Origin of the sequence: Alteromonas sp. Mac1, from assembly GCF_001562125.1 — a bacterium.
Classification (GTDB): domain Bacteria; phylum Pseudomonadota; class Gammaproteobacteria; order Enterobacterales; family Alteromonadaceae; genus Alteromonas; species Alteromonas stellipolaris.
The window spans coordinates 736,718-753,519 of sequence record NZ_CP013932.1 but is presented as its reverse complement, the minus strand read 5'-3'; the positions used below and the strand labels follow the sequence as shown (position 1 = coordinate 753,519).

At 43.7% G+C, this 16,802-nt stretch carries 11 protein-coding genes; 7 read left to right on the top strand and 4 right to left on the bottom strand.

From position 1 onward, the window contains the following. Positions 1 to 255 precede the first annotated feature (255 nt). Positions 256 to 3,003 carry a TonB-dependent receptor gene (locus tag AV939_RS03240; protein ID WP_057794062.1) on the top strand — a complete coding sequence of 916 codons (2,748 nt, stop codon included), beginning with the start codon at positions 256 to 258 and terminating at the stop codon, positions 3,001 to 3,003. A gap of 123 nt (positions 3,004 to 3,126) precedes the next feature. Here AV939_RS03240 and AV939_RS03235 read toward each other — a convergent pair whose 3' ends face one another. Beyond that, positions 3,127 to 4,524, bottom strand: coding sequence for a PhoH family protein (locus tag AV939_RS03235; protein WP_057794064.1), 1,398 nt, complete (start codon positions 4,522 to 4,524; stop codon positions 3,127 to 3,129). Positions 4,525 to 4,896: 372 nt separating this feature from the next. Here AV939_RS03235 and rapA point away from each other — a divergent pair, with 372 nt between their 5' ends. From rapA to AV939_RS03205, 6 genes are all read left to right on the top strand, one after another. Next, a complete protein-coding gene (gene rapA / locus AV939_RS03230; RefSeq protein WP_057794067.1) occupies positions 4,897 to 7,725 on the top strand; it encodes an RNA polymerase-associated protein RapA in 2,829 nt (942 codons plus the stop codon). Further along, positions 7,725 to 8,504 carry a pseudouridine synthase gene (locus tag AV939_RS03225; protein ID WP_061997125.1) on the top strand — a complete coding sequence of 260 codons (780 nt, stop codon included), beginning with the start codon at positions 7,725 to 7,727 and terminating at the stop codon, positions 8,502 to 8,504. The genes rapA and AV939_RS03225 overlap by 1 nt, the downstream gene beginning before the upstream one ends. A gap of 147 nt (positions 8,505 to 8,651) precedes the next feature. Further along, on the top strand, positions 8,652 to 9,506 hold the full coding sequence (locus AV939_RS03220) for a DUF3530 family protein (protein WP_197427691.1): 855 nt from the start codon (positions 8,652 to 8,654) through the stop codon (positions 9,504 to 9,506). A 136-nt stretch (positions 9,507 to 9,642) separates the two neighbouring features. Continuing rightward, a complete protein-coding gene (locus tag AV939_RS03215; protein ID WP_013785507.1) occupies positions 9,643 to 9,966 on the top strand; it encodes a hypothetical protein in 324 nt (107 codons plus the stop codon). A gap of 118 nt (positions 9,967 to 10,084) precedes the next feature. After that, a complete protein-coding gene (locus tag AV939_RS03210; protein ID WP_057794073.1) occupies positions 10,085 to 11,422 on the top strand; it encodes an AmpG family muropeptide MFS transporter in 1,338 nt (445 codons plus the stop codon). A 245-nt stretch (positions 11,423 to 11,667) separates the two neighbouring features. Continuing rightward, a complete protein-coding gene (locus AV939_RS03205; protein WP_061997121.1) occupies positions 11,668 to 13,854 on the top strand; it encodes a hybrid sensor histidine kinase/response regulator in 2,187 nt (728 codons plus the stop codon). A gap of 111 nt (positions 13,855 to 13,965) precedes the next feature. Here AV939_RS03205 and AV939_RS03200 read toward each other — a convergent pair whose 3' ends face one another. From AV939_RS03200 to AV939_RS03190, 3 genes are read right to left on the bottom strand one after another with little or no spacing between them, the layout of a single operon-like run. Then, positions 13,966 to 14,925, bottom strand: a complete 960-nt coding sequence (locus tag AV939_RS03200; RefSeq protein ID WP_061997119.1) for a sensor domain-containing diguanylate cyclase — start codon at positions 14,923 to 14,925, stop codon at positions 13,966 to 13,968. Beyond that, on the bottom strand, positions 14,925 to 15,950 hold the full coding sequence (locus tag AV939_RS03195; RefSeq protein WP_061997117.1) for a response regulator: 1,026 nt from the start codon (positions 15,948 to 15,950) through the stop codon (positions 14,925 to 14,927). Before AV939_RS03195 ends, AV939_RS03200 begins: the two co-directional genes overlap by 1 nt. A gap of 9 nt (positions 15,951 to 15,959) precedes the next feature. Then, positions 15,960 to 16,793 (bottom strand): thymidylate synthase, encoded by an 834-nt coding sequence (locus AV939_RS03190; protein ID WP_057794082.1) that lies wholly within the window; start codon positions 16,791 to 16,793, stop codon positions 15,960 to 15,962. Positions 16,794 to 16,802 lie beyond the last annotated feature (9 nt).

Here is a 16,802-nt window from a genome sequence, read left to right as displayed (position 1 = left end):
ACCTTTCCAATTTCTATGCTCTAACACGTCAACCTTTACAATACATCCAGCCTTGCTATCTACCACATCTGCAGTCGCTAACCTCAAACAATAAGTACTCGTTTCGCCCAAATCTACTCTGCTGTGCTTTTTAAAAAAGGGACTTCATAGATTCTCTTCACATAACCGCCAGATCATATTGTTGACAATTAACATTAGAACATTAATAATGAATCTTATTAACAAAGCTTTTACACGATAGTGACGGGAATATTTATGCAAACGAAAAAGTTTAATGCGGTCTCGGCTGCAGTAGCCTGTGCCCTGCTAAGTAATGGTTTGATGGCTCAAGAAGATAAGTCTGTCGAAGTTATTGAAGTGAAAGGTATTCGAGGCTCACTCACCTCAGCGATGGATATCAAGCGAGAATCATCTGGTGTTGTAGAAGCCATTTCTGCTGAAGACATTGGAAAATTTCCAGACACCAACCTTGCAGAATCATTGCAACGTATCACCGGTGTATCTATTGACCGAACCAACAATGAAGGTAATCAGGTTACAGTTCGAGGTTTCGGACCTAGCTTTAATTTAGTCACTTTAAATAACCGTCAGATGCCTAATTCATCCTCTCTGCTGACAAGCGGCATATCACGGAGTTTTAACTTCCGGGAGATTGCGGCCGAAAGTGTTTCTGGTGTGGAAGTACACAAAACAGGTAAAGCCGATGTCAGTTCCGGCGGCTTAGGCGCTACTATAAACATTAATACCGCTCGTCCTTTTGAGATGGATGAATTCATGGCTGCGTGGAGTGCAAAAGCAGTAATGGACACCAGCGTAACCGATGGAGATAGTGTTACGCCTGAGTTCTCTGGCATGGTAAGTAAAACATTCGATGATAAAAGGTTTGGGGTACTGGCGTCGTTTTCCTATGCTGAACGAGATAGCCATGTGGATCGTATTGGAACTCAAGGGTGGAGTCGTGGCTACCCAGGCCAAGCTAACCCAGATACCAGTGCTATCGATATTTCAAAAAACCCTACCCTGGCAACATGGCGCACACCCACCGTTGATTTAGAAGAGTCTAACTACAGTCGTGACCGAATAAATGGACAGGTAGTGCTTCAATTCAGACCAACAGATTCACTCACCACCACATTAGATTATGTTATATCTCGCTTAGATGAAAACGGTAAAATGAACCGTATGAGTTTTTGGTTTGATAACGTACAAGAAGGTGCAGCTGACGAAAACGGCACCATTATCAATCCTAGCCGCATGAATGACGAGCTTAATTTCTGGGCATGGGAATACAATTTTGAAACTGAAAATGACTCCTATGGCGTTAATTTTGAGTGGCGGGCTACCGACGCACTGAGCTTCGAATTAGATTTGCATGATTCAACATCACATTCAAATCCCGGCGGTCTACCTGCTGAACGGATCGCTAACTTAAAAAATCCATTTGGCGACCTGGCACCTGTCCATATCAGTGCTGACTTCAGCGGCGATACTCCTATTGCATATTATGATGATACTGGGGTACCTGGTGGCGCCTATGCGCCTGAAAATATAGAGGCAGATCTATATCAGGAACGTGGTTACGAGATTGAAAATAATATTCAGCAAATACAGTTATTCGGTAAATGGCTAAATATGGAAACAGGGGCATTAGATGCCATTAATTTCGGTTTTGCTCATACCAAATATGATGTAGATAGTAACAATATTTATAGTGATAATTTTGCGCTAGGCAATGGCACGTTGGACATTAGTGAACTCGACTATGAGTTTCGTCCTGGTGGCGTAGGCTTTGAATTTCTTCCTATTTATAGTGCCAATGACTTTCTTGATCTCGTAAGGGAACAATCCCTTTATAATGAAGCCGATGTTCGTCGCAATGGTATTTCGGAAGAAACGACTGCGGTATTTCTCTCCTTTGATTTTGTCACCGATTTTAACAACATGCCGATCAACGCTAGCTTTGGTGTGAGATACGAAGAAACTGACGTTGAGTCTTACTCAGTGCAACGCCCAGTGGTAGGCTTTAATTGGATTACGCCAATACAACTGGCAAAAGTATTGGCTGCCGAGGAGCTAACCGAAACGCTGGAAGGAGACTACGAACAATTCTTGCCCAACTTAGATATTAGTATGGAAATTACTGACGATTTAGTCGCTAGGTTTTCTTACAGTAAAACTATCGCAAGAAGTAGTATTGGCGCTATGTTCCCAGCCACAAGTTTAGACTTACACCGTGCAGGTGGGCCATTTCGTGCGTCTCAAGGCAACCCTAATCTACTTCCTTTCGAGTCTCAAAACGTGGACTTATCGCTAGAGTACTACTACGACGATGGTAGCTATGTTTCCGTTGGCCACTTCCGTAAGCAAGTTGATAACTTTATTTCTACTGGCCAGATAGAGAGCGAAATAGAAGGCCCTAATGGCCCACTAACTGACCCAAGTGTAAGCGCGAGAGCGAACTGCCCAGATGGCACTGTTACTGACCCAGTAGCCGCCTGTGTTTCCCAACCTGGCGATCCTGCTATCGCATGGGAAATTTCTACGCCGTTAAATCTTGATGCCACGCGTGTCTATGGTTGGGAGTTCAACGTACAGCATCTGTTTGGTGAAACAGGTTTTGGCACCGTGGTTAACTACACCATGGTAAATAGTGCAGACGAATATGATGTTTATTCTTTGGAAAACAACTTTGCACTAACCGGCTTAAGCGATTCAGCTAACTTCGTATTGTTTTATGAAAAGGACTATTACCAAGTTAGAGCAGCGTATAACTGGCGAGATGAGTTTTTACTTTCTGGTGGTTTAGAGCCTACCTTTACCGAGGCGTACAGCCAACTTGATATCTCAGCAAGTTACGATATTAATGACCATGTATCTGTGTACCTAGATGGTATTAACGTAACCGATGAAAGTACCCGTAGACATGGTCGCTTCAGCAATCAGCTTATCGACTATGAAACGTATGGCCCCCGCTACAATGTGGGTGTGAGAGGTAAGTTCTAAGAAAATAGAAATGGTGTCGCGCTACTTAATACAACGCAAAAATAAGGATTATTCTACGCTTATCAATAATTTTGCCTTGGGGGAAATTCCCCCAAGGCAAACCATTATTAGCAAGCTACAACACTAAAGATTCTCTTCTGCAAAGCTGGCTAAACGGCTTCGCACTACCCCATCTAGGTTCAGTGTTGCACTGCCGGAGAAGTCTTTGAACTTCTCTACCAGGTAAGTAAGCCCTGAAGTTACGGCACTTAAGTAATTACTGTCGATTTGGGCCAAGTTTCCGCCCACAATAATTTTGGTACCTTCACCGCATCGGGTGATAATGGTTTTAAGCTGTGACGCAGTTAAGTTCTGAGATTCATCCAAAATAACAATAGAATTTTGAATGCTTCGCCCGCGCATAAAGTTAACCGACTTATACTGGATATTGGCTTTCTCCATGATGTAATTCATAGAGCCTTTCACATTTTCGTCGTGCTTATGTAGCACCTCTAACGAGTCTGTAATGGCCGCCAGCCACGGCAGCATTTTCTCTTCTTCCGTGCCCGGCAAGAAGCCTATCGATTCGGCTATTTCTGGCGTGCTACGTGTCACGATTATCTTATCGTACATGTTACGCTCTACCACCATTTCAAGGGCGGCGGCTAAGGCCAATAGGGTTTTACCACTCCCAGCAGGGCCAGTAAGGATCACCAAGTCGATGTGTGGGTCAAGCAACGCATGAAGCGCCATAGCTTGGCCAATGTTTTTTGGTGTAATTCCCCATGCATGGCGGCCCATTAAGCGCTCATAGCCTAAATCGAGCACTTCAAGAGAGTCGCCGTTAATCGCCTCAACGAGTCCAGCAAAATCGTTGCTTTCATCAAGTAGAAACTCATTGATGTAAGCTTCTGGCAGCATGGCTTTGGGAATGGTGTGAATGGTATCGCGACCTTCAGTACGACTGTCTACGCTTTTAACCTTGTCCCAGAAATTGCCTTCAAACCGATGGAAGCCCCGAGATAAGTATTTAATATCACTGATAAGTTGGTCGGTGCGGTAATCCTCTACATGAGCCAGACCTGCCCCTTTAGCTTTAAGGCGCATGTTGAGATCTTTGGTGACCAACACCACTTGTTGCGGTGCATTCGCTTTTTGCAAATGCAGGGCCACATTAATGATGCGGTTGTCGTTCTCATTACTGGTGAACACTTGCTGCGATTGTGCCATGCCCAAATCAGTATAAATAGACAACGAACCTGTGGGTGCTGTTTCACCTGCGCCCATTCCCACCATAGATACACCGGCCACCATATTGTCAGGTGACGCATCGTGCAATAAGTCTTCCATTGCACGAATAGATACTCGCGCATCTCGGGCAACGTCTTTCTTACTGTCTTTGATGTAATCTAGTTCTTCAAGCACTGTCATTGGTACAACGACATCGTGTTCTTTAAAGGAGAGAAATGCGTGAGGTTCGTGCAGCAGAATATTGGTATCGAGGACGTATATTTTTGTATCAGTGGAATTTTTTCTTGGCATCCTTTACTCCGGTAAATAAGGCCAGGCACACACAACAAATTAGCGTGCTAGGAACAGTTCCGCTGAAGGAGAAGAAGTTGTCGCTCGAACAGGACTTCCACTCCTTGTCGCGTCGACCGAAAAGTGGCAGTTACCTAAACACCGCCACTTCACACGCTTGCCCAACAAACAATCACAAGCGCTAAATCCACCATAATCCAGATTTTCATTATTAGCACTGTTTTTCTGATAAATTTTTTTTCTTCTGTTTCTGCCTTCCTCCTCCAACCACATTTTCCTACCCAAGATTAAAACGCACAAATGGGCTAGTATTAATGACTTATTAATACACAATGCGTACAATACCGCCCCCGCAAAAAAGGTTGGTGATTTATGAGTTCAGGGAATCCGTTTTCCATTGGTCAGCGTTGGTTAAGTAATACTGAAACCGAATTAGGTTTAGGCGCTGTTATTAGTGTTGATTTTCGCTCAGTTGAGGTGTTTTTCCCTGCCACGGGTGAAGCACGAATGTATACAAAACAAGATGCACCACTTACCCGTTTAGTCTTTGATATTGGCGAAACAATAAAGAGCCAAGACGGCTGGCAAATGACGATTTCTGAAATTGAAGAAAGTCAGGGCGTTTGCATTTATTTCGGTATCCGCGAAGACACCAAAGCACAGGTTCGCCTATCTGAAACCTTGCTTGATCACCATATTCGATTAAACCAACCTGAAAAGCGCTTGTTCAGCGAGCAACTTGACCACCCTAAGTGGTTCGACTTACGTCTTAATGCCCTGAACCACCAATACGATTATTTACGCTCAAGCACCTTGGGCTTAGCGGGTGCACGTATCTCGCTCATTCCCCACCAGCTACATATTGCCTCTGAAGTGGGTGGACGCCACGCACCACGTGTTTTACTTGCCGATGAAGTTGGCTTAGGTAAAACCATTGAAGCCGCGCTTATTATTCATCAGCAACTGCGTACGGGGCGCGCTCAGCGAGTATTAATTTTAGTGCCTGATTCATTGGTACATCAGTGGTTAGTTGAAATGCTGCGCAGAATTAATCTGCCTTTCGCTATTTTTGATGAAAGCCGATGCGAAGCTTTAGATGATGATGGGGAAACCAACCCATTTGATAACGACCAGTTAGTGCTATGTAGCATAGACTTTTTAAGTCAGAGCGAAAAACGTCAACAACAAATTCAAGCGGCATCGTGGGATTTAATGGTGGTTGATGAGGCCCATCACCTTGCGTGGTCTGCCGATGCCCCTTCTGCTGAATACACTTTGGTGGAAGCGTTGGCTAATGAAACGCCAGGTGTATTGCTATTAACCGCAACACCAGATCAACTTGGCCATGAAAGCCACTTTGCCCGCTTGCGATTACTCGACCCTGCCCGCTTCCATAGTTACGAAGCGTTTTTAACAGAAGAGTCGCGTTACAGTCAGCTTGCTGACGCTGTAGCCCCGTTACTTTCAGACACCACACCGGACGAAAAGCAGCGCACTAAGCTAACCGACTTCGCCCCGGATGTGATGGAAAATGCAGGTGATTTAGCACAACCTGAAGCACGCCGAGAACTAGTACATCAGCTTATTGATTGCCACGGTACTGGCAGAATGCTGTTTAGAAACCGCAGAGCCAATATTGAAGGCTTTCCTGACCGCGTATTGCTTGGCTACCAACTTGAACTGCCAGTGGTATATGAAAGTGCGGTAACCGGTGGTGATTTAACCCATGCGTTATACCCTGAGCGTATGCCAAGCGTGGTGAATAGCTGGATGGATGAAGATCCTCGGGTAGGCTGGTTACTTGATTTTATGCAATCGGTAAAACCAGAAAAGATATTACTGATTTGTGCCAGTGCGCGCACCGCACAAGAACTTGGTGAAGTCATTCGCACTCAAACCGGTGTACGTCATAGCGTATTCCACGAAGGCATGACCATTGTAGAACGAGACAAAGCCGCCCATTATTTTTCTGATGAAGAAGATGGCGCGCAAATATTGCTGTGTAGCGAAATTGGCAGTGAAGGGCGTAACTTCCAATTTGCTCATCACTTGGTGTTATTCGATTTACCCGTCACTCCCGACTTACTTGAACAACGAATTGGTCGCTTAGATCGTATCGGTCAAACTCAAACCGTTGAAATTCACGTGCCTTATTTGAAAAACACCGCTCAGCATGTGTTGGTGGATTGGTATCATGAAGGGCTTAATGCGTTCGAGAAAACCTGCCCTACCGGCTCAGGTGTGTTTGACGACGTAAAAACCTTGTTGATTGGTGCGTGTTTGCATCCTCACGATCTCCATACTCGTGATGAACTTATCAACTTAAGTACCACGTTAAATAGTCAGTTAGTGGCACAGTTGGAAGCCGGCCGTGACCGTTTATTAGAACTTAATGCCTCTGGTGAAGGCCGCGTTGAGCAGTTGCTTGAAGACATCATATTGCTTGATAACTCGCAAGATTTGTCCCGTTTTATGGGTCGTTTGTTTGATGCTATTGGTGTTCAGCAAGAAGAAAAAGGCAGCGATTGCTTCATTCTTATGCCAACAGAATCTATGGTTAGCCAATTACCGGGGCTTGACCCTGAAGGCATGACCGTAACCTATAAGCGCCGAGTTGCTACAACCCTAGAAAATGTACAGTTTTTAAGTTGGGATCACCCTCTTGTGCATACCGCTATCGATTTAGTGCTTAGTGATGTGCATGGTAAAAGCAGCATTGGCTTTATTGCTGACCCTGACTTGCCCAAAGGCGCTTACTGGTTAGAGGCTTTGTTTGTGCTAGATGCCAACGCCCCAAAAGCCCTCCAGCTTGGCCGCTTCTTACCTCAAACGCCACTGCGTATTTGTTTAGATGCACAAGGTAACCAAGTAGATTTAACCTTCGAGATAAAGCGTAAAGTAAACCGCAAAATTTCGCATCAGTTAATAAAAGCGCTTCAACAGCCGCTTACCTTAGCAATTGAAAACAGCCGTAAACTGGCGCATCAACAAGCGAATCAAAAGCTACACGATGCACTGCAAGACATGCATAAAACCCTAAACAGTGAAATCCAGCGTTTAGTCGATTTGCAGAAGCGTAACCCGTCAGTACGTGACAGTGAAATCGAGTTTATTGAAAATCAAATGAACGCATTGGACAAAGTAATACAAGGCGCTGATGTGCAATTTGATGCCCTTCGTTTAGTGGTGAATAACCCTTAATGGCTAATCCAGCGTTTGTTTATAACCCGCCCGTACAGCCCTATTTAACCATTCTCTACCAAGATGATGACATCTTGGTAGCGAATAAGCCCAGCGGCCTGTTAAGTGTGCCAGGTAAAGCAGAAGAACATAAAGACTCGCTCATTAGCAGAGTTAATACTGTGTTTCCTACGGCGACGGTAGTCCATAGGCTCGATATGGCAACGTCGGGTATTATGGTGATGGCGCTTAACAAAGAAAGCCATCGACATATTTCAAAGCAATTTGAATTACGTCAAACCAAGAAACGTTATTTCGCTCGGGTTTTCGGTAACGTGAAAAACAGTGAGGGAGAAGTAAATTTACCCCTAATTTGTGATTGGCCTAATCGCCCTAAGCAAATGGTGGATTATGCGCGAGGCAAAAAAGCTCTCACCCATTATGAAGTGGTAGACGTTATACCAAAAGTATCACCTCAACCCGTTAATTCAGCCGCTAGCTCTTATACTAGCCCCAGCACTAGCACTACGAGTGAGCTAAGCGAAACGTTAGTGGCCTTGTACCCCGTTACTGGGCGCTCCCACCAACTACGTGTTCACATGCTTGAGTTAGGTCACCCTATCTTAGGTGATAGGTTGTATGCTCATGCTGAAGCGCTGAGTATGGCCGAACGTTTGCAGTTGCATGCAGAAAGCTTGAGCTTTGCGCATCCTGCCTCGGAAGACTGGTTAACCTTTCAAACGCCTATCCCGTTTACTGCTTATGCCCATTACTCCCCCGCCCCACTATCTATAGATTGAGACTTTGGGGCGCTTCTTAGCTACCTGCTTCAGCTTTTATCATTTAAGCGGTTAATTAACCAAATGCTAAAAAATACTATTGGTTCGAACTGAAGTTTTCAAAGCTTTAGCCGATAATAAAACTGTTGAATGCTTTATTGGTACGCCATGTTACGTTTATTTCGCTTTCTCGTGGTGGGTTGCAGCTTTAGCCTTATGTTTTTGATGGGATATTTTGCGCCTGGTGCGCAAGCCCAAAGCTTGTATGAGGATATTACCCACGCTTTTTTACCCGATGACATTACCTATGTAATGGCTGGGGAAATCCGCGTGCCTATTTTTGAGAGCCCATCAGCATTACCCATCTCTCGCGGAGCGGCCATTATATTAGCTGATGCCTCACCCACCGGACTTTCTATTGGGGACGCGCGTCACTTAGCCAGCTTACTGAATGAAAAAGGTTGGCATGCTGTGGTTAGCCCAGTTTCATTCACGCTAGAAGAAGACCCTGACCTTCCCGTCGATGAAGCCATTCACCCGAAAAGTGACAGTCGACTTCAGCGACAAAGTTACGTATCGTCCAGTCAGCATTTAACCATCTTAATCAATGCGCTTAATACGCACCTTGAAAGTCATCAAGGGTTTAGAATGAACATTGCTTATGGTATGCAGGCTGCACAATTGCTGGATTTAGGTTCTAAAGGCATTATTCCCTCACCAGACACTTTAGTCGCCATCACCCCCTTTTGGCCGAATGCCGACATAAATCGCGGTGTACCTGAATTTATTGCTGGAACAGAATTCCCGGTATTAGATTTATCTATTAACGACACCAATACATGGGCATCGCAAACAGAAACGAAACGAAAACAACTTGCCATCACCTCACTCAAACTCCACTACAGACAACAGTCACTCTCAACCCAAAATTCAACCTTTGGTCTAATGGACAATGAGAATAGCGCTAAAATTCAGTTGATTGCTGGCAGCGTTCTTGGATGGACTCAACATTTAGGCTGGTAATTAGAATCTAAACCAACTAGTCTAATTTACAGCTTAAAACAGTAATCTATCTCATGTGCCTTGTGTTTCACAAGGTATCACTGATTGTTCTGAACTATAATTCATTTTAATCTTTAATAACGGCGGCTGTGTGTCTATGACTGTTCAAACATTCGTAAACAAAAAGGCCAAGCAGCTGTGTTTTTATCTGAGGTCATTTTGGCAAGGAGAGCTTCCGGTCGAGGAGATCGAACTATTCTTTTGGGATAGTATGGAAGAATGGGGCCAGATAGAGTACACATTTACCCAACCTTACACCTATAAGGAACGGGTCTTTTGGCATTTGCTCCATCAAGTCCATTTTTGGCAAGAAGATAAGTTACGTTCAGATAAATATCTCGTCGATGAGTTAATGAACTGTGTATTGTTCTTAGAAGGAAAAGGGCACTGCCCCATCGATTGTGTTGGTATCCGTCCCTAACGACTTTCTTTATTCCTTAATTTATCAGTGATTCAACCCTTTATCGCTCGTTTTCATTGAAACTCAAGCGTGATCATGGCTCAATACGAAACGATCACGCTTTGGCCATGGAACGCAATTGTTAGACTCTCTGAAAACTTATCACGACCGACGTTACCTCAGTATTTTTCTATTTGGCATTACCAGTGGTTTTCCATGGATTATGATTGGTTCAGTGCTATCTGCTTGGTTAAAAGATGAAGGCCTATCTCGGTCAGCCATTGGCTTGTTTGGTGCTATCTTTGCGGTCTATTCATTCAATTTTCTTTGGTCTCCTTTAATTGACCGCGTAAAACCTCGCTTTCTTGGCCAGCGTCGAGGCTGGATTTTCATCATGCAAGGTGGCATAGCCCTGTGTTGTGCGTTGATGACACAGTTATCGGCCAATAGTCACTTATTTTATTTGGCATTGGTGGGTTTGCTCATCGCTATTTTTTCTTCTACTCAAGATATTGCGATAGATGGTTATCGAATTGATGTTATTGAAGAAAATGACAATGACGGTTTATCTGCTGCCTCTTCCGTTGCCACCGCAGGATGGTGGACGGGTTATGGTGGACTTGGGGCCATCCCGTTTTTTATTGCAGACAACAGCAGCTGGTATTGGCCTGATATTTACGGCTTACTTGCCCTTTTCATGCTTCTACTTATGGTCTCAACACTTTTTGCTAAAGAACCAGACATAGACAGGGATTTATTGCGTAGCCAAGTGGTGGGGAGCCCAACACAAGGCAGTGCCGGAGAAGGCTCTTCTAGAATAGCGTTTTGGTTTAAACAAACTTTAGTGGCCCCTTTTTCCGAGTTTTTCTCCCGTAATGGCGTCAAGCTCGCCCTCTCGTTTTTGCTGTTTATATTCTTGTTTAAGATTGGAGAAGCCTTCTTAGGAAGAATGAGTATCGTTTTTTACAAAGAGATTGGTTTTTCAAATAGCGATATAGGCACTTACTCAAAGCTGCTCAATTGGTGGGTAACCATTATCTTTTCTCTGATAGGTGGGCTAGTCAATATTCGCTACGGCATTTACAAGGGCTTAATGACCGCCGGTATTGCTATGGCGGCTTCTAACCTTATGTTCTCACTTATAGCCACTACTGGGCCTGATGTTACACTACTGGCCGCCGCGGTTATTATCGACGGTTTTACGGCTGCTTGGAGCACCGTGGCTATGGTCGCTTTTATTTCTCTGTTGTGTAATCGCGCTTTCAGTGCCACCCAATACGCCCTTATGGCATCGCTAAGTGTAGCGGGAAGAACCTTAGTAGCATCCAGTAGTGGTTTCGTGGTTGATTTCCTTGACGGTAATTGGAGCCAGTTCTTTGTTATTACAGCACTTATGGTTATTCCCAGTTTGCTGTTCTTACACAATATTAGACATAAAATCACTCATTTAGAAAAATCTAAAACTTCTGAGCAATAACATTGCAATAACTCATTTCCCATCTAAAGTTAAACTACTGTGCATATAGCAATGATGAGGAAATGAGTTCGTAAAAGGATGGCCTAAATTAGCCATATAATAAGCTTTCACTTGGCTTCAATGTAGCCGATTAAAATGTAGTAGTAGTGGGTCTGGCGAAAGCCCAATGGCTAAGTGGAAAGCCAGTAACGTCTAATGGAAAATCAAGAAAAGACCAATAGTAGGCGTAGTAGCATGGAGTCGCTATGAGCAAGAATGAAGTACCGTTTAACGAAGTAACGCATTGGAATTTATACATCGCTACAGGGTTTGCCGTAGTTATATTGTGTTTTTTCGCCTACCTATACCACTTTTTACACACCCACTATACGTTGTCGCAATCGCTAAGTGCGAGCAACTCACTGCATCATGCACTCATTGAAATAGAAAACCATATTGAGACACTTACTAAGCCACAACCTTCAGATGAAATAGCCACTATTCAGAGGGAATTAGTGCCCCTTGTCGTTGAAGCAAAGTATCACTTTCAACATGCTTTTTTAATTGACGATGCGCATTTCGATGACTTTAATACCCAAGCACTCAGTTTAGATGCCTATATCAGCGAACAACAAATGAGCACTTCACTTTCACTTCCCGAGCAGGTGAAAGTTACTTTTTATTTGCTCCGTACTATTGTTGGTTTACCCCCTAGTGAAGTAGCGGGTTATCTATCCCCCCCGCTTCAGCTTTCGCCACTCATTAGAGATATTCGGCTTCAAGAACAAATCACCTTGAATCGGTTGAGTCACAGTGCTCAGAACCTCAAGGTAAGCTTGTTCGTGATTACCGCCTTGTTAGCACTTTCTCTTATGGCGCTGTGGCTATTTGTTTTCTCAAAAATCAACCAAAATAGAACTCGCCTACTTAAGAAAGAAGCGCATATCTCTTCGAAATATCAAGAATCTGAAGCCTTACTTGAGAATGAAAAGCGCGACTTCCTAAACTTAGTGAGCCACGAGTTTAGAGGACCAATTAGTGCCATCATTACTGCACTAGAACTTATTCCTAACATGAAGCACCAGCAAGGAAAGCTCATTCAACAAGCTGAACAATCATGCTATCGGCTGTTAAATTTAACCAATAACTTGCTCGATATTTTATCGATTGGTAGCGAACAAGATAAACACATTGGCCGAGTTGACCTCATCAGTTTACTCGACGAGTGCATATCCCCTTACTCCGTTCAGGTTAGAGGGAAAAAAGTCGAATTTACGATGCATTGCAACCATAGCGTGCCGCACTTTATCGAAGGGGATGCCATAAACTTATCTAAAGTCATCCGCAACACGTTAGACAATGCCGTTAAGTTCACACCCAATGGCATCATCGATGTAAACGTCACAACCTTGGTGAGAAACAAAAAGGTATTTTTGGTCATAAAAGTGAGAGACTCAGGACTAGGCATTGCGGATGATATAAAGTCTAAAATTTTTGAACGCTTTTTTCGTGGCGAACAGCCGCTAGATCATAGGTTTCCAGGTGCTGGCATTGGGCTAACTGTGGTGCAGAAAAGTATTGATCAACTTGGCGGCCGCCTTTCGTTTACAAGCCAAGAGGGCATTGGTACTGAATTTGTTGCCAATATTCCTATTACGCCTTTACCCGATATCGAAACACCCAAAGCTAATACTAGCAATGCGCGCTTCGCTATTGTTGATGATTTAGAAATTTCTCGACTGCATATACAAAACATTATTACTAGCGAAGGGTTTTCCGCCCGTTGTTTTGCTTCAGGTTCAGACCTATTAAGCTTGCATGATGAGTTACTACAATACACTGCCATTTTCGCCGACCTTTACATGCCTGGCATCGATGGTTTAGAGCTAACTCGAACACTTCATGCAATTTACGGAAAGCGTACGCCACCTATTGTGGTGTTGTCGGCGACACCAGATATTGCCAATGTTATTGCAAACAGTAAGCTTGAAATATGGCAATCTTTTGTTAAGCCAGTTGATAAAAACCGTATTGTAGATACGCTTCATCACTTAGCACATCCGAATAAATCCGCCTATCAATCGGTGAGTCATGCCAAGATACTGGTGGTAGAAGATGAGCCTATCAATGCACAGATGCTTGAAAATATGCTGATATGCATGGGTCACTCACCTAAGACAGTAACCAATGGTAATGACGCCATCATGCTAGCGAGTGAAGAGTCCTACGACGCTATTTTGTTAGATATTAATTTACCTGATATAAGCGGATTAGAGGTGGCAAAAATCATTAAAGAGAAAAAACCAAATATTCCCATCGTTGCTATTACGGCTAACGCACATAAAGACGACAGGAAGGCCTCTGAGCTTGCTGGTGTTCGATACCACTTAGTTAAACCTGTTACCTTTCAAGAGTTGAAAAATACATTAGGATTAACCCTGTTGAAGTTATAGGGAGTAAACGCAGAGTTGGTGTAATAAGCGCACTACCAACTCTGTCTGAAGCTACCGAAGAAGACTATGCATGTAGTTACGTTACAAATAGTTGCGTTACAAAGAGTTGCGTTACACTCTGGCTAGCGCGCTAATACAGTATTTATTCCGCCCACTTTCTTTAGCTTCGTAAAGCGCCTGGTCAGCTTTTTCAAGCCAAGCCATGGAGCTTTTACTGTTAAGGTCGAATTCAGCTAGGCCCAAACTCACCGTAAAAGTAATTTCTTCACCATCGTGCTCTACCACCAAACGTTCCGCTAAACGACGAATACGCTCAGCCACTATAACGGCTTTTTCAACGGGTGAGTCGGTGAGAATAACGGCAAATTCTTCGCCGCCATAACGGCCTGCTAAATCAGTTTCCCTAACACAGCGCTTGATAAGAGCGGACAGCATTTGAATAACTTTATCACCGGCTTGGTGCCCATAGGTATCATTCACTTTTTTAAAGTGGTCGATATCCAACATCATTGCAGTGCTTGCCTTATCTTGGCGCTTCGCTAACTTATAAGATTGCTCAAAACGCTCCTGCCAGTATCGACGATTAAACAGCCCCGTTAAGCCATCAATTCGGCTGGCAGTTTTTAGCTCTTCATTCAGTCTTTCCATACCAATTTTGCTAAGTGCTTGGTCTGTTACGTCATAAACGACGATACAGAACTTCTCAACATTACCGGTTTCAGAAATTAAAGGAAACATGGTCACGTTCTGATACATGTAACTTGCTTGGCAGGTAATAGGTCTATTGCCGCCAAATTTAAATAAGTATTGGCGCTGTTCCCAAATAATAAATACAGGGCTTTTTAAGTTAAATACTGGGCCTGATTTAAGCCTTAGCCAATTTTCATCAATTTCTGAAAAATGGGTAAATAACGAGGTGCCTTTAATATCGCGGGGTAGAATTGAAGAGTGGTTTTCCATGAATTTGTTCCACGCATCTACCTTGAAATCTCTATCCAACACGACAATACCCACTTCGATAGAGTCGAGCAGTTCAGCAGGTAAATTTCCGTTTTTGGTAAGTGAAATCATTATGAAGCTTCCTTTTCTACATCCACTAAACGACCATAAATATGGTTCATCGCTTCATCGGGAAACAGGAGTAACAAATCGAATGCAATATCTCTGGCTTTAATGGCGTAACCAATTTCGATTGCCATTACCTTGCCCCACTTCTTAACATTGTCATTAAGCAACGCAGCTAGTCCCCGATGGCGACCGAGCAATACAGGAAGCGTATGACTAAATGACACGTTTAGTTGTTCAGACAGTCCATTTAAGCATGCTCCGATTAAAATATTCGACACATCCATTAAGGCTTCAAGCTCTAGGCTGCCCGTGGACTGATGGGCATCATATTTTAATAACTCAACAATGTTTTGCGAGTTAGTATCATTGAAGATAACCAGCGCTTCACCGCGAATTCCAGCACTGACAAAACCTTTCGACACTGCCGATACACAGTCGTTGCGATTTATTTCGGCAATGGCCATCGACAGTTCATTACTTTCTAGCAAATTAACATTGGGAATAGGCAGGTCGACAAACTCGCCCATAAGTTGCGCTAGGCTTTCACCTGCTCGCCCCATGGCGATATTCACCATTTCACGGTACGCATCTAGCTTGTCGTCCAACGATGACGCATCGGTGTCTCTTGCAACGGCTTCTCGCTGCACTGCAGTAGAAATGCCGCTGTAAATACCGTAAGAAGATAAAATATTGGTAAGTTTTTCGTTATCGATAGGTTTACGAATGAAATCGATGGCACCTAAGGCTAACATCCGTTCTCTCGCTTGCGCTTGTACGTCACCTGATACCACGATAACCAAGCAAGGTAAGTCTTCCTTACGAATGGCCTCCATGGTTTCATAGCCATCCATAACAGGCATATTCAGGTCAAGAAATACCACATCGCCTTTACCAGCACGGATAACCTCAAGAGCTTCTTGCCCATTGCCGGCAAATGAAATCTCTACATCCCAACCATCTGGGATACTGCGTGCCATTTGGCGTCGTGCAAAGCCTGAATCATCACATATAAGAATAGGTGTAGACACAAAACCTCCTTATATTGCGACCGGTGCTTTTATGTGAGGGTGAGACTGATAGCCTTTAAGCGTAAAGTCCTCAAATGAAAAATCAAAAATATCTTTCACGCTTTCGTTTAATTCCATAACGGGCGGCGCAAAAGGCTCTCGGCTTAGTTGCAGGTCAACTTGCTCTAGATGATTACTATATAAATGCGCATCACCTAATGTCAGAATGAAGTCACCTGGCGCTAGGTCACATACTTGGGCGATCATCATGGTGAGTAAAGCATAGCTAGCAATATTAAAAGGAATACCTAAGAAAATATCACCGCTGCGCTGATATAGCTGACAACTCAATTTGCCATCAAGCACATAGAATTGAAACATAGTATGACACGGTGGCAATGCTTGCTTACCCATACTCGCATTTTCACTTGGCGAATATTGTGTATCTGGCAATACAGACGGATTCCATGCACTGACAATAAGACGGCGAGAATCTGGATTGGTTTTGATTTGGTCAATCACATCGGCTATCTGATCGATAGTTGTACCATCGCCATTATCCCAACTGCGCCATTGCTTACCGTATACAGGGCCTAATTCGCCCTCTTCTGTTGCCCAACCATCCCAAATGCTCACGCCATTTTCTTTCAAATAAGCGATGTTACTTTCGCCTTTCAAGAACCATAGCAGCTCGTGAATAATAGATTTAAGGTGGCATTTTTTAGTGGTAACTAACGGAAAGCCTTGTTGTAAATCAAACCGCATTTGATAGCCAAATACACTTAATGTGCCGGTTCCAGTGCGGTCTTCCTTTTTTACACCTGTATCACGTACATGGCGCATCAATGCGAGATATTCTTTCATCTTTCTTCT